Raw genomic sequence first — 20,868 nt, 5'->3', positions numbered from 1 at the left:
TATGTTAGTTGATCTGTACGTTTAATTCCGATGCCGCTCCAAGTGTTTTTGATACCGGGCAATTTTTGGCAACCTGAATCAAACGTTGTTGTTGTTCGTCTGTTAATTGATGTTCAAATTTCAATTGCCTTGTGATGATGGTTTTGCCTTCTTCACGTTTCAATGAAACAGCAATTTCAATTGCTCCTACATTCCATTGCTTATGATCGGTATACATTCGTAAGGTGACCAGTGTGCAACTCGCCAGTGCCGACTCCAATAACTCATCAGGGGTAGGTGCGGTATCCATTCCACCTTTTTCAACCGGCTCATCTGCATAAAACTGGTGACGGCCATTGCTATGTGTTACTTTGTATTTTTCTACGCCAATGAATGAGTTGATCATTTGTATTAATTAAGATGCCCAAATTTACCGGCATTGTAATCATCGATCGCCTGTATAATTTCCTGCTGCGTGTTCATTACAAACGGACCATAAGCTGCTACCGGTTCCGTGATCGGCTCACCACTTAACAATAACAGGTGCGTTTCATTGTTTGTTTGAATATGAATATTCTCACCACTATTATCAAATATCAGCATATCACCTTCACGTGCTGTTTTATCATCATTGATGAGAACTGTTCCTTTCAATACAAGTAAAGTTGTATGGTCGCCATCAACCACATTCAGATCAAATGACGCATCTGCTTTTGCATGTGCATCAAAAATATTAATGCGGGTGAATGTATTCGCCGGTCCTTTCACGCCGTTCATTTCACCGGCAATGATGCGGATCTTTCCTTTGTCGTTTGCGATTTGTATCTCGGGAATATTGTTCGAACGGATATCCTGGTAAGCTGGTGGCGTTGATTTATCTTTTGCCGGCAAGTTCACCCATAGCTGAGCGCCATGTAACACACCACCTTTCTTACTGAATTCCTCTTCATGAAATTCTTTGTGTAAAATACCTGCACCGGCCGTCATCCATTGCACATCACCTGCAAACAATTTGCCTTTACCACCGCTGCTGTCTTCATGTGCTAATGCACCATCCCACAAAATACTTACGGTTTCAAAACCTTTGTGCGGATGAACATCTACACCACGAGGATGATCAGTCGGCAAATAATCTGTTGGTTCAATATAATCAAGCATCAGGAAAGGGCTCATGTCTTTCCACATTGCCGACGAAATAAATGTTCTCACCTTAAAACCATCTCCAACCATATGAGGAGGAGCCGCTTTCCTGATATACTTGATCTGTTTCATACTTTTTACGATTGCTTTTCAAAAACAGGTTCAACCCGTTTTCCTTATTGTTTTACAAACTGAACATGAAACTGAAGTTTCACCTCATCACTTACTACAACACCACCTGCTTCAGTTACTGCATCCCAACCTAATCCAAATTCTTTACGTTTGATTTTTCCTTCTGCTTCAAAACCCACTTTTGTTTGACCCCATGGATCAACCATTACACCATTGAAATCTGCTTTCAATTCAATTGGTTTGGTTACATCACGAATGGTAAGATCACCTTTCACTACCAATCCATCATCGTTTTTACTAACTGATGTAGAAACAAACTTTAATTCAGGATATTTTTCTGCAGCAAAGAAATCATCACTTTTCAGGTGTGTATCTCTTTGTTCGCTGCGTGTATCTACACTATTGATATCTGCAGTAAATGTTACTACTGCATCACTGAAATCTTCTGCATCAGCAGATAATGTAGCATCAAAGCTTTTGAATTGTCCTGTTACAGTTGTGATCATCAGGTGTTTTACCTTGAAAATAATGTCACTGTGCGATGCGTCAATTTTGTACGTTGCCATTTTGTTTGTGTTTAGATTTTTGTTTTTATAAATTGTTGATTTAAACTTTTAGTTGAGCATGGGTACTTCCATCAGCAATAATCTTGCATCAGAATCTGCTGAAATGTTGAGTGTATCTGTTTCGCTGATACCGAGACCATCACGTTTGTTGAGCGATTCACCATTGATGGTTACATCCCCTTCCAATACAAACGCATATACTCCGGTGTTGATTCCTTTTAGTTTATACTCTTTGGCAATTCCTTTATCAAGGTTACCAAGGCTGAACCATGCATCCTGGTGAATCCATACGCCTTCATCATCCGCATTAGGACTCAGCACCTGTAACAGATTATTCTTCATTTTACTTTCATCCAATGTGATCTGTCCGTAACGGGGCTGCACATTCTTCTTATTCGGGAATACCCATATCTGTAAGAACTTAACTTCTTTATCCTTGTTGGCATTCATTTCACTATGAGCAATACCAGTACCTGCGCTCATAACCTGGATATCGCCTTGCTTAATGATGGCTTCGTTACCCATACTGTCTTTATGTTTCAGATCTCCACTCAATGGAATGGAAATAATTTCCATGTTATCGTGTGGGTGTGTTCCAAAGCCCATACCTGCTGCTACCGAATCATCATTCAATACACGGAGTGCTCCAAAATGAATCCGCTCAGGGTTGTAATAACCGGCAAAGCTGAAACTGTGGTAACTGTTGAGCCAGCCGTGGTTAGCATGGCCTCTTGTTGCTGCTTTATGTAAGACTGCTTTCATAACTATTCCTTTATTACATGTATGTACATGCACTTGTTTAAAAAAAATCAAATTTCTTTTGACCTGATCTGCTCCAGCAAATCGTTCAGCTGTGCAGCAGAAGTATCGCTCATTTGGATCATTTCCTCAAACAGCTTGTTGATCCGTTGGGTACTCAGTTCTAAAATATTCAGTCCGGCACCTGTGAGCGACATCACGGTATGACGTTTATCGTTCAGATCGGTTGTGCGTTTCACCAGCTTCTTCAATACCAACCGATCAATGATCCTTGGTACATTGGAGCTTTTTTCGATCATCCGGCCTGCAATATCTTTTACACACATTTCATCGGGCGACTTTCCCTTTAAAATGCGGAGTACATTGTACTGCTCATGTGTTAAGCCAAAATTTTTTAATTCCCTGCTCATCAATGTCTTTAACCACCAGGCAGTGTACAGGATATTCAGTCCTGCCTTGTGGGTTTCATCTTTAAAATTCACACTTTGTATGGCTTGTTCCAGTTTCACTATGCAAATGTATGTACATACATGCAATTTTCAAAACAAAAAGGCAATTGAGTTTATTCAATTGCCTTTTTTCACAATTTCTTTAGTTTTTTACGGTAGTGCCGAGGATCGCTTTAATGGGTGCACAATCCTTGTATTCATCTTCAATCTGCACATAAAAAGTATTGGAATTCTTAATGAACCACTTTTGCAGTTCCTTTTCCTTCTTCTCTTCCAATGCACGACCGGCAATTTTGCTGTAATCATTTTCAATATTCTCTCTGTGTGGAGCTGTGCGGCTTACGAGGTAGATCAAGCGAACACCTTTCTTGCCCTGTGGATCAGTGAAAGCTGTTGGTTGTGCAAATTCACCTGGTTTTAATTTTTCCAATAAAGGCACCATTTCTTTATCCAGGTCATCAATGTAAATAATGGATGTGCCATCTTTTCCACGCATCATACCAGCAGTGAACTTTGAATTTTCTTCGTCAGAATATTTACTTACCGCTTCACCAAACTTCAAGGTTCCGGCAATTAATTTAGAACGAACTGTATCAAGCTTATTGATGGCATCTTTAATATCAGGTTCATTAATACGTGGTATTTTCAGAATATGTCTTACCGTTACTTCGTCACCATTTTTTGATAAGCATTGAATAATGTGGTAACCGAATTTTGATTTAATAACTCTTGATACCTGTCCTTCTTTTAAACTCATAGCGGTGTTAAAGAATGTAGGGTCCCACTGATTATCGTTTCTGTTCAACACATAAAGTCCGGCGTTTTCCTTTGCAGCAGGATCTTCACTGTATTGTGATGCAAGGAATTCCATTTTCTTTGAACCACTTTCTACCTGGCGTTTAAATTCTTTCAATTCTTCCTGTGCATACTCTTCCATTTCACGACCTGCTTTTGGATACACCACAATCTCTCCGATCTCCAATTCTGTTTCGTAAAATGCAAGGCTGTCTTTTGGTATTTTATTGAAGTATGCCCTTACTTCTGTTGGTGTGATCTTTACGTTTTCAACGATCTTACCACGCATAGCAGTAGCCAGTTTGCTTTCCTTGATGGGTTCACGCATTTCTTCACGGAACTGGTAAATGGTTTTACCGGTAATCTGTTCGATCACTTCTTTTGAGCCATACTGCTGAATAAAATAGCGGATACGATTGTCAACATCTGCCTCTATCTCTTCATCACTCACAGGAAGTGAATCCTTTTCAGCCTGAATTGCCAGCATTTTATTAATGATGAGCTGTTGCATCAAGTAACAAGATGCATCAGGAGGAAGTTCATAATCCTTGCTTTTCGCATCGTTGATCTGGTTGTCGATATCCGACTTCAGCATAATACGATCGCCAACAACACCAATAATTTTATCGGCTACAATTTTCTTTGTTTGTGCCTGCACAAACACCACAGCCAATAACGCAATAACAGTAAATATTTTTTTCATTCTAAGTATGATGAGCGTCAAAAGTAATAGAGATGGCCGTCTTTCCAGCACGGCCATCTTTGTTTTAACATTCTGTTTCTATGCTTTGCAGCTTATAATGTACGTTTCACTTCTTCTTCTTCAAAGGCAACAATGGTATCACCTACGTTGAGATCTGCGAAATTTTTGATCGTTAAACCACATTCCATATTCGATGCTACTTCTTTCGCATCGTCTTTGAAACGCTTCAAGCTACCCAGTTCTGCAAAACCACCTTCTGTACGTGGGTATACCAATACACCATCACGGAACAAACGGATTTTCGCATCACGCTTCATTTTTCCATCGAGCACATAGCAACCGGCAACAGTTGCCTTATCAAACTTGTACACTTCACGTATTTCAACTGTAGCAACTTCTTTTTCTGTGATCTTCGGTTCCAGCAAGCCTTCCATCGCACTCTTCACTTCTTCAATCGCATTGTAGATGATGGAGTAGTTCTTGATCTCTACACCTTCCTGCTCAGCCAGACGTGATGCCTGCAATGATGGACGAACGTTAAAGCCGATCAGGATCGCATCAGATGCACTTGCCAATGTTACGTCGGCTTCGGAGATCTGACCAACTGCCTTGTGAACGACGTTCACCGCAATTTCTTCAGTTGACAATTTCTGCAATGAATCGGTTAAGGCTTCTACTGAACCATCCACGTCACCTTTGATGATGAGGTTAAGTTCTTTAAAGTTACCGAGTGCCAAACGACGACCGATCTCATCGAGCGTAATATGTTTCTTGGTTCTGATACCTTGTTCACGCAGGATCTGTGCACGACGGCCTGCAATTTCTTTTGCTTCAGCTTCGTCTTCATACACTTTAAATTTCTCACCCGCCTGTGGTGCACCATTTAAACCAAGTATCTGAACCGGTGTTGATGGACCTGCTTTTTCAATACGCTGGTTGCGTTCGTTGAACATGGCTTTGATGCGTCCGTAGTATTGCCCGGAAACGATCAGATCACCTTGTTTAAGTGTTCCGTTCTGTACCAGGATTGTTGCCACATAACCACGTCCTTTATCCAACGATGCTTCAATGATCGATCCGGTACCTTCCTTATCAGGATTGGCTTTCAGATCAAGCAATTCAGCTTCCAGCAATATTTTTTCGAGGAGCTTATCTACATTCAATCCTTTCTTGGCAGAGAGTTCCTGGCTTTGGAATTTACCGCCCCACTCTTCAACAAGAATATTCATTTGTGATAACTGCTCGTATATCTTTTGCGGATTAGCTCCGTCTTTATCGATCTTGTTTACTGCAAAGATCATTGGTACACCAGCTGCCTGCGCATGGCTGATGGCCTCTTTTGTTTGTGGCATCACGGCATCATCCGCAGCTACAACAATCACGGCAACATCCGTAACCTTGGCACCACGGGCACGCATAGCCGTAAACGCTTCGTGACCCGGTGTATCGAGGAAGGTGATCTTTTTACCTGCAGCATTGGTTACTTCATACGCACCAATGTGCTGGGTAATACCTCCGGCCTCTCCAGATACTACATTTGCATTACGGATATAATCGAGCAATGATGTTTTACCATGATCAACGTGACCCATGATGGTAACAATCGGTGCACGTGGCTGCAGGCTGTCAACATCATCTTCATCATCTTCTTCCTCCATTTCGGCCTGCTTCTCCATATCAATGAACTCTACTTCAAAGCCGAATTCACCTGCCACCAATTCAATCAATTCTGCATCGAGACGCTGGTTGATAGAAACCATCATACCCAAACTAAAACATTTTGCCACAACATCAGTTGCCGATACATCCATCAGGCTTGCCAATTCAGCAGCACTGATGAATTCTGTTACCTGCAGCTTATTGTCTTCGCTACCCTCAGGCATATTATCAGCCATTTCATCACGCTTGAGTTTGCGGTATTTAGCTTTTAAGCTCTTACCACGACCACCCTGGCCTGAAAGTTTGGCTTGTGTTTCACGAAGTTTTTCCTGGATCTCTTTTGCATCAATCACTTTGTCTTCACGACGTGTGATCGCCGGGCGACTACCTGCTCTTTGAGGAGGTCCGATCCTTGATCCGCCTTCTCTACGCTGACCACCACCTTGCTGCTGGCCACCTCTGTTTTGGAAGCCGCCACCCTGTTGACCACCCTGGCCTTGTTGCTGACCACCACCTTGCGGAGGTTGACTGCCTTTCTTATCGATCGGGATACGTTTACGCTTACGCTTTTCTTTATCCTTATCGCTAATTGTTGGCTTAGGTCTTGTATCTGAATTAACAGGAAGTTCAATTTTACCGAGGATCTTAGGTCCTTCAAGTTTATCAGCTTTAATGTTTTCAATTACCACTTCTTCATCTTCTTCCGCTACTGCTTCTTCGGTAACTGCAACCGGCACCACAACTTCTTCTTTTACTTCAGGAACCACCACTTCTTCTTTGGGTTCTTCTTTCTTTTTCTTTTCGATCTTCTTCGGTCTCGTAGAAGAATCGATTTTATCAAGATCTATCTTGGTTATGATCTTCGGACCTTCCACTTCCGGTGCTTCCACCTTCGTTACTTCAGGCTCTGGTTGTGGTTGTACTAATACCTCTTCAACTTTTGGCACTTCTGCCACCACTACTACAGGTGGTTGTTCTACCACTACCGGCGGCTCAACCGGTTTTACTTCTTCAACCTTTGGCTCTTCTTTTACAACCTTCTTTACTTCCTTCCTGATAGAAATGTCCTCTTCTTCTTTTTTCTTCTTCAAATCAGACATACCACCCTTCGGAATTTCAATCTGATCACTTTTTGCTTTCGCCAGTTTATCAGATGAGAATTCTGCCTGCAAGGCACGGTACATTCCTTCCGTAAGCTTTGCAGTGGGCTTAAGATCGTCTTTATTGAAGCCTTTGTTGGCCAAAAAATCAATAAGGGTGTCCTTACCGATATTGAATTCCTTGGCGGCGGCCATTAAACGTGGTGTATTACTTTCTGACATAATGAACTTCCCTTGCCATACCTCAGTACGAGGGAATATCTTGTTTAATTGTTTATATAAATCTTATCTAAATAACTTTTTACGGTTACTCTTTTTCAAATTCTTCTTTCAATACACGACGTACTTCTTCAATTGTTTCTTTTTCCAGATCTGTACGACGCTCTAATTCCTCTGCTGTTAATTCCAATACACTGCGTGCTGTATCGCAACCAATGCGTTTCAACTCATCAATCACCCAACCTTCGATCTCATCTGTAAATTCATCCAGATCAATATCAAATTCGTTGGTTTCTTCTTCTGTATCACGATAAACATCAATTTCAAAACCTGTTAATTCGCAGGCGAGTTTAATGTTTACACCACGCTTACCAATTGCCAATGAAACCTGGTCGGGTTTCAGATACACTTCTGCATGTTTTCTATCCTGATCAATATCCATACTGGTGATCTTGGCAGGCGTTAATGAACGTTGAATAAGCAGGTTGATGTTTGCTGTGTAGTTGATCACATCAATATTTTCATTCTTCAGTTCACGAACGATGCCATGGATACGGCTACCTTTCATACCAACGCAGGCACCCACCGGATCAATACGATCATCAAAGCTTTCAACTGCAACTTTCGCTCTTTCTCCCGGTTCACGCACAATTTTTCTGATAACGATCAAGCCATCAAAAATCTCCGGCACTTCAATTTCGAGCAATTTAGCAAGGAATAACGGACTGGTTCTTGACAAAATAATCACAGGTGCATTATTTTTTAATTCCACCTTCTTGATCACTGCACGGATGTTCTCACCTTTCTTGAAATAATCCTGTGGGATCTGTTCGCTTTTTGGCAGAAGTAATTCATTTCCTTCTTCATCGAGCAACAATACTTCCTTCTTCCAAACCTGGTATACTTCTGCACTCAGAATTTCACCAATACGGTCAGAATATTTTTTTACAAGTACATTCTTTTTAAGATCGCCAATACGGCTTGCGAGTGTTTGCTTTGCAGCAAGAATAGCACGACGGCCGAAATCATGAATATCTACATCTTCATATAACTCTTCACCCACTTCATAATCAGGTTCCAGCTTTACAGCATCTGTATATGCAATCTGCGCTAACGGATCTTCCACTTGCCCATCTTCTACAATGGTACGACGACGCATGATCTCAAGATCACCCTTCTCCGTATTTACGATCACATCGAAGTTATCATCACTGCCATATTTCTTACGAAGCAATGTTTTAAACACATCTTCCAGCACTTTCATCATCGTGGGGCGGTCGATATTTTCCGCATCCTTAAACTCCTGGAAACTCTCAATAAGATTGATACTTGCCATAACTCTTTTTTTTAAATAGTCCGGTTGTTTTCACTGTCAGCAACCGTAATCAGTTAAATACAATTTGAATTTTAGTTGATTTAATATCTGCATAAACCAGGTTGTGTTGTATCACTTCCTGTTTCTTACCTTTTCCTTTTGTTTCTTCCAGCGTTACTTCCAGTTCACCTGCTGCCAGTAATTTGCCTTCAAGTTTGCGGCCATCTTTCATAATTATTTCCACTTGCCGGCCGATATTTTTGAGGTACTGACGATGCAGTTTCAATGGCTCTTCAAGACCGGGTGATGAAACTTCGAGTGCAAAATCACCATCATTAAAAAGAGCAGCCTCTTCAATCTTCTTGTAAAGAGCCCGGTTATACTGGATGCAGCGGCTGATTGGCAATCCGGCATCGGCATCTACAAATACCTGGATATTGTTACCCGGTACCATTTTTATATCTACCAGGAAACAATCAGGATCGTTGCTGATCACTTCCTCCATCATTTGCCTGATGCTTTCTGTCTTTTGTTCTAAGTTCATGTAAGGAAAATAAAGAAGGGAACGTTTTCCGTTCCCTTCCACTGTTTCTTTTATCCGACCGCAAATGTAAGAGAATACAGGGTAATGGAAAAATTTTTTTCAGCCTGTATTCAGCGGCAAGCTTTAGGGGAATCTTCACACAAAGCGAAGCGGTTTAATTTATCTTTGCAGCATCATGTTACTACGTTATTTACTCTACGGACTCCTGATCTATTTTGTGTTCCGTTTTATTTTCAGATTTGTTATTCCTGTAACAAGGGCTGCACGTGATATGAAAAGCAAGATGAATGAATTTCAGACACGTATGCAGGAACAACAACAGCAACAGGCTGCTGCACAACGGCCTCAACCTGTAAAAGAACCGCTCACTCCTAAAGAAGGTGATTATATTGAGTTTGAAGAAGTGAAGTGATAAGGCACAAGATCCAAGGAGCAAGGCACAAGAAGAAGAATCTGATATCAGAAATCATACATCCTACATCAGACTTAGTTCTTCCACTTTCATCCCCGCCTTCAAATGAATTGTTTGCAAACCCAGCTGTTGAGCTGCTTCAATATTATTGATACTATCGTCGATAAATATTGTTTCTGCAGCAATTAACCCATGTTTCTGTAATACATATTCAAAAGCGGAAGCATTTGGTTTGCGATGCCCGATGCGGTGTGAATAATAAGCCGCATCAAACAAATCATCAAACACCTGTCCCGGCCTCCATGCCTCATACCTTCGCTGAAACTCCTGCAAATGAATTTCATTGGTGTTACTAAGCAAGTATAATTCGTACTTATCTCTTAACTGAGGTAATACAGCAACACTTTCAGGTCTGAAATCGAGCAGCAATGCATTCCATGCATCTCTTATCTGTTCATCACTTAATGATAAACCGGTTGCTGTACGCAGATCATCATAAAACAAATCATCCTCCATTCCTGTTTCCAATCGACGGAACAGATCATTACTGTGAAACTGATTGAAAAAATCGGAGAAGTTGGTAACGCCCAACTCCGTAAAAGCTTTTTCGCTCAATTTGAAATCAATATCGAGTAGTACACCGCCCAGATCAAATATGATCGCTTTTGTTTGTTGCATACTGCAAAGAAACAAGACTGTTTCAAATGATGAATCAGGTGCAGAATTTCTTTCTTTTGAAGGCCAAAAAATATCTCTTGAAATTATAGCAGCACGATACATCGATTTTTCTATCTTTGCCCCCGCCCAAAAGGCCGGATCCTTAGCTCAGTCGGTTAGAGCATCTGACTCATAATCAGAGGGTCGTAGGTTCAAATCCTACAGGATCCACGAATAATAAATGCCGGTAAGGCAGAAAGACGGGAGATGAGTTGAACCTAAAATTTACTTCTCGCCTTTCCGTCTTCCCGGCTTTATCATAAAAATGGCTTTAACCTTTGCTTAACCGATAAGCAAATACATTTGCCTCTTTACAAATTATGAAGAAACTAATACTGTTTACGCTCATCCTCGCCACCGGCTTTTCATTGTCGGCCCAGGAAACAGAAAAGAAGAAAAAGAAAGACTGGTCGAAAGTAAGTCTTGGCAACCGTCCGAAAGATCATCTCATTTTTCAAATAGGTTATCTCACCTGGCTGCAAAAACCCGATAGTATTGCTACAAAAGGTTTGGCAAGAACTGTGAATGCTTATTTCTCATTCGACTTCCCTTTTAAAACTGATCCACGTTTCAGCGTTGGTTTAGGTGCAGGTGTTGGTGCCGATAATATGTATTTCGATAAAAATGCAGGACGCAACCTCAACATCATTAACAGTAATTCATTCCAGTTTGCACCTCACCAGGGGAAAGACACATTGAATAAATACAAATCAATGAAACTGGCTACAGTTTATCTTGAAGCACCGGTTGAATTGCGTTTTATGGTTGATCCCACGCAACCTAACAAGAGTTTAAAATTTGCATTGGGTGTGAAAGTGGGTACATTGATCAGTGCCAACGATAAAACAAGATTTACATCGGATGCAAACGGCAATGTTGCTTATGTATCAAAAGAAAAAGACAAAAAACATTTCAATACGTTGCGTTTGGCGGCTACTGCCAGAATCGGCATGGGTAACTTCGCCATCTTTGGTCAGTACCAGTTGAATGATTTTATTAAAGAAGGACAAGGGCCTAACCAGATCCGTCCGGTAACGTTTGGACTTACCTTAACCGGATTATAATACTATCGAAATAGAAATTTGAAAGCGTGGCGGTTTACGTCACGCTTTTTTCTTTACACATGGCAAATAAGTTCAATTACCTTTGCCTTTGAATTTTTAATAAAGTGATTGAACGCAAACAGGAAATACAACAGGAAGAACGAGCCATTATTGTTGGCGTAGTGCAAAAGGGTCAAACAGAATTACAGGTGCAGGAATACATGGACGAATTGGCATTTCTTGCCGAAACTGCAGGTGCAGTTACTGTGAAACGCTTCATGCAAAAACTGCCCCGCCCCGATAGCAAAACATTTGTAGGAAAAGGCAAACTGGAAGAAATCAAAAACTATGTGCAGGGTCACGATATTACACTCGTGATTTTTGATGATGAACTTACCGGTGCCCAGATCATGAATATTGAAAAGGAAGTGGGCATTTACACCATCGACCGAAGTGATCTCATCCTCGATATTTTTGCACGCCGTGCAAAAACAGCACAAGCTAAAACACAAGTTGAGCTGGCGCAATACCAATACATTTTACCAAGATTGAAAGGTATGTGGAAACACCTTGAACGGCAAGGTGGTGGTGTGGGTACAAGAGGCCCGGGTGAAACAGAAATTGAAACGGATCGTCGTATTGTAAAAGATAAGATATCCCTGCTCCGCAAACGTTTAGCTGAAATTGATAAACAGGCCTTCACCCAAAGAAAAGATCGTGGTGAATTTATTCGTGTGGCGTTGGTTGGTTATACCAACGTGGGTAAAAGCACACTCATGAACATCCTCAGTAAACGGGATGTATTTGCAGAAAATAAATTATTTGCAACGCTTGATACAACAACCAGTAAAGTAGTGCTTGAGAACACTCCTTTTTTATTAAGTGATACCGTAGGTTTTATTCGCAAACTACCCCACCATTTGGTGGAAAGTTTTAAAAGTACGCTTGATGAAGTGCGTGAAAGTGATGTGTTACTTCATGTGGTGGATATTTCGCATCCGCAATACGAAGAGCAAATGAATGTGGTGAACAAAACGCTACAGGATTTGAAATGTCATGATAAGCCGGTGATTACCATCTTCAACAAAATGGATCTGTACGAAGAAAAGCATTTCGATGAATGGCTGGGCGATGATATAAAAGAAACCATTCTAAAGGAATTGAAAGAACGTTGGGAAAACGAGACGCAGGGCAACTGTGTGTTTATTGCAGCAACAGAAAAAAGAAATATCCCTGAGCTACGTGACCGGTTGCTCGATCAGGTTCGAACAAATTATAAAATACGTTATCCTTACAAAACAGAATTTCTGTATTAATGGCTGCTGAAAAGAAATACAATTGGGTGAAGATCGGAGAAGCCATCAACGATTTTTTCTGGCAGGAAAATGATCTTTGTGAGATCAATGTAAAAGGCAAAACCATCTGCATTGCTAAACATGGGGAGCAGTTGATGGCCTGCACACACAAATGTCCGCATGCCGGTGGGCACCTGGCTGATGGGTTTATTGATGCGTTGGGTAATATTGTTTGTCCGCTCCACCGTTACAAATTCAATTTACAGAACGGTCGCAATACAAGTGGCGAAGGATACTATCTCAAAACCTATCCTGTGGAAACAAGAAGCGACGGTATTTATATCGGGTTGGAAGAGAATTCGTTCTTCAGCTTTTTTAAGTAAAAAAAGTTATACAGAAATAGAGTGTAAAAAACCAAATTCCCCTATTTTTGCAACCCCAATGGTGAAAATACAATAACCAAAACCCAAAGCATTAAGCGTGGACATTGGATTTTGGATTTGACCCCTTGGATTTTAAAAACATTCCTCCTTAGCTCAGTTGGTTAGAGCATCTGACTGTTAATCAGAGGGTCTCAGGTTCAAGTCCTGAAGGGGGAGCGAAAAGCCTCGCAGAAATGCGAGGCTTTTTCATTTTCGCCATATCAGATGAATTATTTCATTAAAAACTTATTCGTCTCTATACTCCAGTATATCTCCCGGTTGACAATCCAACACTTTGCAGATCGTTTCAAGTGTGCTGAAACGAATGGCTTTTGCTTTTCCTGTTTTGAGAATGGATAGATTGGCCAGGGTTAATCCCACTTTTTCGGAAAGTTCATTCAAACTCATTTTCCGTCTTGCCATCATCACATCAAGGTTTACAATGATTGCCATAGGTTATACAGTTAATTCGTTTTCGTTTTGTAACTCGATACCCTTTTTAAATATGAAGGCAATTACGAACAGCACAATTCCCATAAACCACCACACATCAGCACCAGCCAAACGCATGTAACGGAGGTCGGGCATGCTTACTCCTTTTTGCGTAAGCCCTTCAACAAATCCTGTTCCCCAAGATGAGAAGAAAGCGATACCCAGCGACAGGTAGCCCATGTTTAACACAAATCGTTTTGTTGTTTCATTAAAAGGCTTCGCCAGGTTGAAGTTCTTATTGTAAAAGAATTTTATGATCACGTAAAACATCAAGGCCTTTAATATCGTGGCAATAATGATGAGGGATGTAAGTGTAACAAAATAGCTCTCACTGTGATTGTACACGGCTGTCAGGTCAACCTCCTTCCACATTTTTGCTGCCTGTGCAGGTTCAAGCATGAGTGTAAGGATAGTATAAACGATAAAGATACCCGCATCAAGACACAGGCCTATAAACACGATCCATGAAAGCACGTTCAGCGCTTTTAAGATGTAATCTGTTTTAATTGACATAGAATTATTTTTACTGAAACACAAAAATAGATAAATATTTATTTATAAACAATAAATATTTATAAAATATCAGAAACTTTTTTTTGCCCTCTCCTTTGCCTTTTGGAATTTGGATTGTGGATTTTTACCCTTGTGCCTTGTTTCTTCTTGAGCCTTGTGCCTTTTTTAGTTACTCCACAAATAGGCTGCAAAGTGAGTTTGTTCTTTTACAGTATTAAAAGAACAGTTTATGCAACAGCTTTCATTTCCATTCAGCAACAAATGTTATTTCAGTGTTTGTGACGGTAATCGCAGCTATGCGCCCGTTGAAGCCGAAGAAGCGATAACTACTGCTGAAATTTATCAATCACTCAACTACCGTAACCAGTTCCAGTTTCGCAAACCATTGGTACTGCATTTCCCTGGAGTGGATCAGCAAACTGCAGTATGGTTTGGTTATAGTTTTGATGTAGAGGTGATCTTGGTTGATGCCACAGGAACCATCAGCAAAACATTTACCATGCCGAAGCGAAGAGAGGGTGATGCGCTATTTGTACAATTCTTTATTGATTGTGCATATGCTATTCTTGTTCCGGTTGGCTTTTGCAAGAAGTGGAATATACGTGAACAACAGCATACAGTAAAACTTACTTCTTTTGCATTTCTGCAAAAACAAAAGATCAGTTAAGTCGTTAAGAAGCTGAATGAATAATTATATGCTCCGTCTTGTTTTACTTTCTTTTTTGCTGTTACCGTTGCTGGCCTTTGCACCTAAACCTGTTTACACATTAAAAGGAAAAGCTGTTCGCATTATTGATGGTGATACGTTTGATCTTTTAGCAGGATCAACAACTCATCGTATTCGATTGGCGGGCATTGATGCACCTGAAAAGAAGCAGGAGTTTTCCGACGCATCAAAACAATTACTTGGGCAGTTGTGTAACGGCCAGGTATTAACGGTTGTGGTAACAGATACAGATCGTAACAAGCGAAAGATCGCCGAAGTATATACGCAACAGAAAGTCTGGATCAACAAAGAAATGATCAGTAAAGGAATGGCCTGGCATTTTGTAAAATACTCATCTAATAAAGAACTGGCTTCAGCCGAACAAAAAGCACGAAAGCAAAAGATTGGGTTGTGGAGTATAAATTATCCTGTTGCACCTTGGGATTGGAGGAAAAAGAAATAGACCGCTGATGATACTGATAAGACTGATGCTATTGATAAACACAGATAGGACTTATCATTTCTTCTGTGAAAATCTGCGTCTTCTGTGAGCAACTATCAATAATACCCCATCGCCTTCCGCAACTCTTCTTTCATTCGTTTCTTCAGTGTTGCTGGTTTTATTACTTTCATTTCGTTACAAATACCAAGCAACTGGTGAATAAACTCTTCTGTTACGGTTACTTCCAGTTCAATCAGCAATTTATCGCTTGATTCTTTGATGATCTGCTGGGTGTGATGCATGGGGCTCACCTGCAACATACGTGAAGCAGGACCATATACTTCCAGCACTACTTTCTCTTTGGGCTTCGGACCCTCCATGATACCCGTTGAATATTTAAAGAAATCATCAGGATTAAAATCACGACGGTACTTGAATGCTTTTATTCCCTTATCCAAACCTGTAATCCGATCAAGAGCATACGTAGTGAAGTTGTTATGCTTATTCGTCCAGCCAATGAGGTACCATTTGTTACGCACCTCCTTCAACAGGTAGGGTTCCAGTTCATGAGTGCGTGTTTCGTTCTTATAAATATTGAAATAAGTAAACGTAATGGGTAAACGATTGACGATTGCTTCATACAATGGTTTGATCCAATCCTTTCCTTTTTGTGTCACCGGTTTTTCAAACTGTACATATTGATTAATGGAAGGATCTTCAAGATTTGCAGAGAGGGATAAACGTGTGTTGATCTTTTCAATCGCCTCTTTCAGATTTTCAAACAAAGGCACATCAGCAAATAAACTCAGCGTATGTGCGGCACTGCGTAACGCTTCACTCTCCTCTTCATTCAACGACATACCATCGATGCTGTAATCTGCATCTTCATAAAAATAACCTTTGTTTAAACGGTCATATTTAATGGGAGCAAAATAACCAAGTCCCGCATCTTCACGCATGGCCACAATATCTTTTTCAATAGTTGATACAGAAATATCATCGGCCATATCGCCATACAATTCTTCCATGCATCGCTGACGGATATATTCTTTGGTGGGATATTTATGTTGCCGGTTACGCAAACAACGATCAATTATGCGATAACGGATTGCGGCACTTTTATTAACAGGCATACTTTGCTGGTTCTTTCACCGAAAGTAAGAAGCTTTTGATGATAGAAAGACGGATAACACAGACGCAGCAGATGGAAACAGATTTTCCCTTAATATAACGCTGCCATCAAACTATGTCTGAGATTTAAAGTGCTCTGGCCAATGCATACTCCACTCCTCTTAATTCAGCCAATCCTTTCAACCGGCCAATTGCAGAATAACCAGGATATGTTTTTTTCTTGAGATCATCGAGCATTTGGTGCCCATGATCGGGACGCATAGGAATAGAAATATTTCTTCTGCGCTGCAGCAATACAACTTCTTTGATGACATCATACATTTCTGTATCACCAGCTAAATGATCGGCTTCATAAAAATTTCCTTCTTCATCACGTTTGGTATTGCGCAAATGAAGAAAATGAATATGATCACCAAAGCGTTTCAGCATAGCCGGAATATCATTATCCTTTCTTGCACCAAAAGAACCGGTGCAGAAACATAATCCATTTGCTGGTGATGAAACAGCAGCCAACAGATCAGCCGCATCCTGTTCTGTACTCATGATGCGTGGTAATCCCAATACTGAATAAGGAGGATCGTCCGGGTGAATCGCCATCTTTAAACCACACTCCTCTGCTACCGGAACAACCTGCTCTAAAAAATAAAACAAATGTTCTTTGAGTTTTGCAACACCTATGCCCTCGTATTTTTTTAACTCGGTTAATACCTGCTCAGGAGTAAATGCATCATCACTTCCAGGCAAGCCCAACATCATATTACTGAAAAGCTTTGAACGCTGTTCTTTATCCATCGCACCAAACCGTTCATTCGCTCTTGCAATTTCTTCCTTTGAATAATCTGCAATCGCATCAGGGCGCTGCAATAAGAACAAATCGAAGATCACATAATCAAGACGGTTGAAATATAAAGCTGTACTTCCATCGGCCATCGGGTATGCAATATCGGTACGTAACCAATCAAGTACAGGCATAAAATTATACGTGATCACTTTTAAGCCACATGCAGCCACATTACGCAGACTTATTTTATAATTCTCGATGTGGTACATATAGTTGCCCGACTGTCGCTTGATATCATCACTAACCGGCAAACTTTCAATCACTGTCCATGTCATTCCTGCATCCTCAATCATTTGTTTGCGGATGAGGATCTCATCGGTTGTCCATATATCACCAACAGGCACATGATGAAGTGCGGTAACAACGCCTGCACAACCGGCTTGCCTGATGTCTGCTAAACTTACCGGATCATTTGGCCCGTACCAGCGCATGGTTTGATGCATCAACATAATTCATTCGTTTGTGCAAATGTACTTTGCGGAAATAAAAATGCTTACAATAAAAATTTTACTTCATATTGTAAGCAAGTTCCAAGCCATTTATTTTTAAATAAACCTGTTCACAATATTCTCCAGGTATTCCTGTTTGCCACTGCGGACTGCAGGCTCACCATTTTCTAATGCATAAGCACGCAAATCTTCCAATGACAGTTTACCTTCTTCAAATTCTTTTCCCTTACCGCTATCAAACGAAGCGTAACGATCGGTTCTGATTTTTTTGTAATCAGATTTCTGTAAAATATCATCTGCAATAATGAGTGAACGTGCAAATGTATCCATGCCACCAATATGTGCATGAAACAGATCTTCAGGATCGGTACTGTTTCTGCGGATCTTCGCATCGAAGTTGATACCTCCACCTGCAAGACCACCGGCTTCAACAACCACCAGCATTGCTTCTACCAATTCATTTACATTATTCGGGAACTGATCAGTATCCCAGCCGTTTTGATAATCACCACGGTTGGCATCCATTGAACCAAGCACACCTGCATCAGCAGCTACCTGTAATTCATGCTGGAACGTATGACCGGCTAATGTTGCATGGTTTACTTCAATGTTGATCTTAAAATCATTCAACAGATCGTACTGACGTAAAAAGCCAATCACTGTTTCACAATCATAATCGTATTGATGCTTACTTGGTTCACAAGGTTTTGGTTCAATAAAGAACGTTCCTTTAAAACCATTCTTGCGTGCATAATCTTTTGCTGCATGGAGGAAACGTGCAAGATGTTCTTTTTCACGTTGCATGTTAGTGTTGAGTAAACTCATGTAACCTTCACGTCCGCCCCAGAACACATAGTTCTCGCCACCCAATGCAATGGTTGCATCCAACGCTGCTTTCACTTGTGCTGCTCCGTGAGTAAGCACATGAAAATCGGGATTGGTAGCAGCACCATTCATGTAACGGCGGTTTGAAAACAGGTTGGCTGTACCCCATAAAAGCTTTACACCACTTGCTGCCTGTTTCTCACCGAGGTATTGTGTTAATGCCTGAAGTCTGCGATCATTTTCATTGATGTCGTTGGTATAATCTACCACGTCCACATCATGAAAACAATAATAAGGCAGATTCAATTTGGTGATGAATTCAAATGCAGCATCAGCTTTATCTTTTGCACGCTCAACCGCATCGCTCTTCGAATCCCATGGGAAAATATGCGTGGGTTCACCAAACGGATCAGCACCACTGCCTACAAAGCTGTGCCAGTAAGCACATGCAAAACGTAACCACTCTTTCATGCTCTTTCCTGCTACGATCCTGTTCTCATCGTACCAACGAAAGGCTAATGGGTTATCGGTTCCTGTTCCTTCAAATTTGATTTGAGGAATACCCTTGAAAAATTCTGTTTGTCCTGTTACTACTGTCATTGGTTGTTTATTTGCCTGCTGTTGTGCAGCAGTGTTATCGATTGATTGTTCAAGTTAACTCAGTTGTTTTTGCAGCAAGGTCTTCCATTCTTCATATAAAGCATTATACTGCTGTACTGTACCATCGGGTTCAACCACAGCTAATGGTGTTGCATTGCTGAATGCTTCTTTCGGATGTTTATAGATACCTGCACCAATACCTGCACCCAACGCTGCACCTACACTTCCATCACAATTGTGCAGCTCTACCGGTATATTCAATGTATTTACAAATGCTTTGGTAAACACATCGCTTAAAAACATATTTGCTCTGCCCGCACGAATGATCGACGGATTCATTTTATTCTCCCGCATAATATCCAGACCATAGCGGAATGCGAATGCAATACCTTCCTGTGAAGCACGGTACAGATGTGCATTTGTGTGAATATTGAGATCAAGTTGCTGCACATGTGCGCCTGCAATTTTATTTTCAAGCATTCGCTCAGCGCCATTGCCAAACGGGAGTACGAATAAACCATTGCTGCCAATCGAAACCGTTGCTGCAGCTTCATTCATTTCTTTGTATGATTGATTGCCGGTTGTATTTTTTACCCAACGGTTGAGAATACCGGTTCCATTGATGCAAAGTAACACCCCAATACGCTTTTGTGCTGCGGTATGATTGACATGTGCAAAACTATTGATACGTGATTGCGGATCAAACGTAAGTTGATCGCTCACACCATAAATTACTCCACTTGTACCTGCTGTAGCAGCTACTTCGCCTGCTTCAAGTACATTCAGTGAGAGTGCATTGTTTGGTTGATCACCTGCCTTGTAGGTAACGGGGATTCCAGGTTTTAATCCCAGTGTTGCTGCGTTTGCTGGTGTAAGCTGCCCGTGTTCGGTAAATACATCTTTGATCCCAGGGATAACTGATTTACTAAAACCATAATGCCTGAACACATCTTCCGACAATGCATTCTTCACAAAATCCCAGAACACACCTTCCGACAATGCAGAAATACTTGTTGTGGTAGAGCCGGTTAGTTGCAATGCAATATAATCGCCCGGCAACATGATTTTACTGATCTGTTCGTAAAGAGCAGGTTCATTTTGTTTTACCCAGGCAAGTTTACTCGCTGTAAAGTTTCCTGGCGAGTTTAATAAATGTTGTAATGATTTTGATGGACCAATTGCATCAAATGCCTGGTTACCGATCTCCACTGCACGACTATCGCACCAGATGATACTGTCACGTAAAACGTTGTTGTCTTTGTCAAGCACTACCAATCCATGCATCTGGTAGGAGATGCCAATTGCAGCAATATCGGCGGGGTTATATTTCTTCGTTTCGTTCGCTTTTAAAATTGCCTGCTGTGTATGTTCCCACCAATTGAGAGGAGACTGTTCGGCCCAGCCCGGTTGTTTTGAAATGATCTCTGTTTCTGTTTCGGGATAACTCACCGACACAATACGTTGCTGCGTTTGCGCATCAACAACAGACACTTTTATAGATGAAGTACCAATATCGATTCCTAATAACAACATAACGAAATGTTCATTTTGGTTTTAAAAGAGGGGGAATGAAGACACATCCCCCCGTTGTTGATTATGACCCTTAACAAACTAACATGA

22 protein-coding genes and 2 tRNA genes are annotated in these 20,868 nt (G+C 40.9%); 8 read left to right on the top strand and 16 right to left on the bottom strand.

The annotated features are described in order from the left end of the window. Positions 1-4: 4 nt before the first annotated feature. The 9 genes from VK159_RS20460 to VK159_RS20420 form a co-directional block, all read right to left on the bottom strand. A complete protein-coding gene (locus tag VK159_RS20460; RefSeq protein WP_324232030.1) occupies positions 5-385 on the bottom strand; it encodes an OsmC family protein in 381 nt (126 codons plus the stop codon). 5 nt (positions 386-390) lie between these two features. Further along, positions 391-1,251: a pirin family protein gene (locus tag VK159_RS20455; protein ID WP_324232029.1), complete on the bottom strand. Its 861-nt coding sequence runs from the start codon at positions 1,249-1,251 to the stop codon at positions 391-393. A 44-nt stretch (positions 1,252-1,295) separates the two neighbouring features. After that, the gene (locus VK159_RS20450; protein ID WP_324232028.1) at positions 1,296-1,817 is read right to left on the bottom strand and encodes a YceI family protein; all 522 of its coding nucleotides are present in this window, start codon (positions 1,815-1,817) and stop codon (positions 1,296-1,298) included. Between the two features lie 48 nt (positions 1,818-1,865). Continuing rightward, entirely contained in the window at positions 1,866-2,579 is a 714-nt protein-coding gene (locus VK159_RS20445) for a pirin family protein (RefSeq protein WP_324232027.1), read from the bottom strand. 47 nt (positions 2,580-2,626) lie between these two features. Then, a complete protein-coding gene (locus VK159_RS20440; RefSeq protein WP_324232026.1) occupies positions 2,627-3,085 on the bottom strand; it encodes a MarR family winged helix-turn-helix transcriptional regulator in 459 nt (152 codons plus the stop codon). 82 nt (positions 3,086-3,167) lie between these two features. Next, entirely contained in the window at positions 3,168-4,523 is a 1,356-nt protein-coding gene (locus tag VK159_RS20435) for a peptidylprolyl isomerase (RefSeq protein ID WP_324232025.1), read from the bottom strand. A 92-nt stretch (positions 4,524-4,615) separates the two neighbouring features. Then, positions 4,616-7,504, bottom strand: a complete 2,889-nt coding sequence (gene infB / locus VK159_RS20430) for a translation initiation factor IF-2 (RefSeq protein WP_324232024.1) — start codon at positions 7,502-7,504, stop codon at positions 4,616-4,618. 85 nt (positions 7,505-7,589) lie between these two features. Further along, positions 7,590-8,837 carry a transcription termination factor NusA gene (nusA, locus tag VK159_RS20425; RefSeq protein WP_324232023.1) on the bottom strand — a complete coding sequence of 416 codons (1,248 nt, stop codon included), beginning with the start codon at positions 8,835-8,837 and terminating at the stop codon, positions 7,590-7,592. A gap of 49 nt (positions 8,838-8,886) precedes the next feature. After that, positions 8,887-9,360, bottom strand: a complete 474-nt coding sequence (locus tag VK159_RS20420) for a ribosome maturation factor (RefSeq protein WP_324232022.1) — start codon at positions 9,358-9,360, stop codon at positions 8,887-8,889. Between the two features lie 175 nt (positions 9,361-9,535). Between VK159_RS20420 and VK159_RS20415 the strand changes: the two genes are divergently transcribed. Then, on the top strand, positions 9,536-9,772 hold the full coding sequence (locus tag VK159_RS20415) for a hypothetical protein (RefSeq protein WP_324232021.1): 237 nt from the start codon (positions 9,536-9,538) through the stop codon (positions 9,770-9,772). 63 nt (positions 9,773-9,835) lie between these two features. Here VK159_RS20415 and VK159_RS20410 read toward each other — a convergent pair whose 3' ends face one another. Further along, on the bottom strand, positions 9,836-10,552 hold the full coding sequence (locus VK159_RS20410) for an HAD family phosphatase (RefSeq protein WP_324232020.1): 717 nt from the start codon (positions 10,550-10,552) through the stop codon (positions 9,836-9,838). A gap of 34 nt (positions 10,553-10,586) precedes the next feature. On the opposite strand from VK159_RS20410, the gene VK159_RS20405 reads away from it, so the two are divergent. The 5 genes from VK159_RS20405 (at position 10,587) to VK159_RS20385 (ending at position 13,426) form a co-directional block, all read left to right on the top strand. After that, positions 10,587-10,660, top strand: a tRNA-Ile gene (locus VK159_RS20405). A gap of 149 nt (positions 10,661-10,809) precedes the next feature. Continuing rightward, on the top strand, positions 10,810-11,553 hold the full coding sequence (locus VK159_RS20400) for an outer membrane beta-barrel protein (protein WP_324232019.1): 744 nt from the start codon (positions 10,810-10,812) through the stop codon (positions 11,551-11,553). A 104-nt stretch (positions 11,554-11,657) separates the two neighbouring features. Further along, positions 11,658-12,848 (top strand): GTPase HflX, encoded by a 1,191-nt coding sequence (gene hflX / locus VK159_RS20395; RefSeq protein WP_324232018.1) that lies wholly within the window; start codon positions 11,658-11,660, stop codon positions 12,846-12,848. Further along, a complete protein-coding gene (locus VK159_RS20390) occupies positions 12,848-13,210 on the top strand; it encodes a Rieske (2Fe-2S) protein (RefSeq protein WP_324232017.1) in 363 nt (120 codons plus the stop codon). Before hflX ends, VK159_RS20390 begins: the two co-directional genes overlap by 1 nt. A gap of 142 nt (positions 13,211-13,352) precedes the next feature. Continuing rightward, positions 13,353-13,426, top strand: a tRNA-Asn gene (locus VK159_RS20385). Positions 13,427-13,495: 69 nt separating this feature from the next. Here VK159_RS20385 and VK159_RS20380 read toward each other — a convergent pair. Continuing rightward, entirely contained in the window at positions 13,496-13,702 is a 207-nt protein-coding gene (locus tag VK159_RS20380) for a helix-turn-helix transcriptional regulator (RefSeq protein ID WP_324232016.1), read from the bottom strand. A 3-nt stretch (positions 13,703-13,705) separates the two neighbouring features. After that, complete coding sequence (locus VK159_RS20375) at positions 13,706-14,254, bottom strand: DUF2975 domain-containing protein (protein ID WP_324232015.1); 549 nt, start codon at positions 14,252-14,254, stop codon at positions 13,706-13,708. A gap of 229 nt (positions 14,255-14,483) precedes the next feature. Here VK159_RS20375 and VK159_RS20370 point away from each other — a divergent pair, with 229 nt between their 5' ends. Beyond that, positions 14,484-14,921 (top strand): hypothetical protein, encoded by a 438-nt coding sequence (locus VK159_RS20370; protein ID WP_324232014.1) that lies wholly within the window; start codon positions 14,484-14,486, stop codon positions 14,919-14,921. 28 nt (positions 14,922-14,949) lie between these two features. After that, complete coding sequence (locus VK159_RS20365; RefSeq protein WP_324232013.1) at positions 14,950-15,423, top strand: thermonuclease family protein; 474 nt, start codon at positions 14,950-14,952, stop codon at positions 15,421-15,423. Between the two features lie 95 nt (positions 15,424-15,518). On the opposite strand, the gene VK159_RS20360 is transcribed toward VK159_RS20365, so the two are convergent. The 4 genes from VK159_RS20360 to VK159_RS20345 all read right to left on the bottom strand — a co-directional run bounded on the left by VK159_RS20360 (position 15,519) and on the right by VK159_RS20345 (position 20,781). Continuing rightward, complete coding sequence (locus tag VK159_RS20360; RefSeq protein ID WP_324232012.1) at positions 15,519-16,535, bottom strand: WYL domain-containing protein; 1,017 nt, start codon at positions 16,533-16,535, stop codon at positions 15,519-15,521. Between the two features lie 124 nt (positions 16,536-16,659). Next, on the bottom strand, positions 16,660-17,823 hold the full coding sequence (uxuA, locus tag VK159_RS20355; protein ID WP_324232011.1) for a mannonate dehydratase: 1,164 nt from the start codon (positions 17,821-17,823) through the stop codon (positions 16,660-16,662). A gap of 96 nt (positions 17,824-17,919) precedes the next feature. Then, the gene (gene xylA / locus VK159_RS20350) at positions 17,920-19,248 is read right to left on the bottom strand and encodes a xylose isomerase (protein WP_324232010.1); all 1,329 of its coding nucleotides are present in this window, start codon (positions 19,246-19,248) and stop codon (positions 17,920-17,922) included. Positions 19,249-19,302: 54 nt separating this feature from the next. Beyond that, positions 19,303-20,781 (bottom strand): xylulokinase, encoded by a 1,479-nt coding sequence (locus VK159_RS20345; protein ID WP_324232009.1) that lies wholly within the window; start codon positions 20,779-20,781, stop codon positions 19,303-19,305. Between the last annotated feature and the right edge of the window lie 87 nt (positions 20,782-20,868).

Origin of the sequence: Lacibacter sp., from assembly GCF_035299325.1 — a bacterium.
Classification (GTDB): domain Bacteria; phylum Bacteroidota; class Bacteroidia; order Chitinophagales; family Chitinophagaceae; genus Lacibacter.
This window is presented reverse-complemented; position numbering and strand designations above follow the sequence as displayed.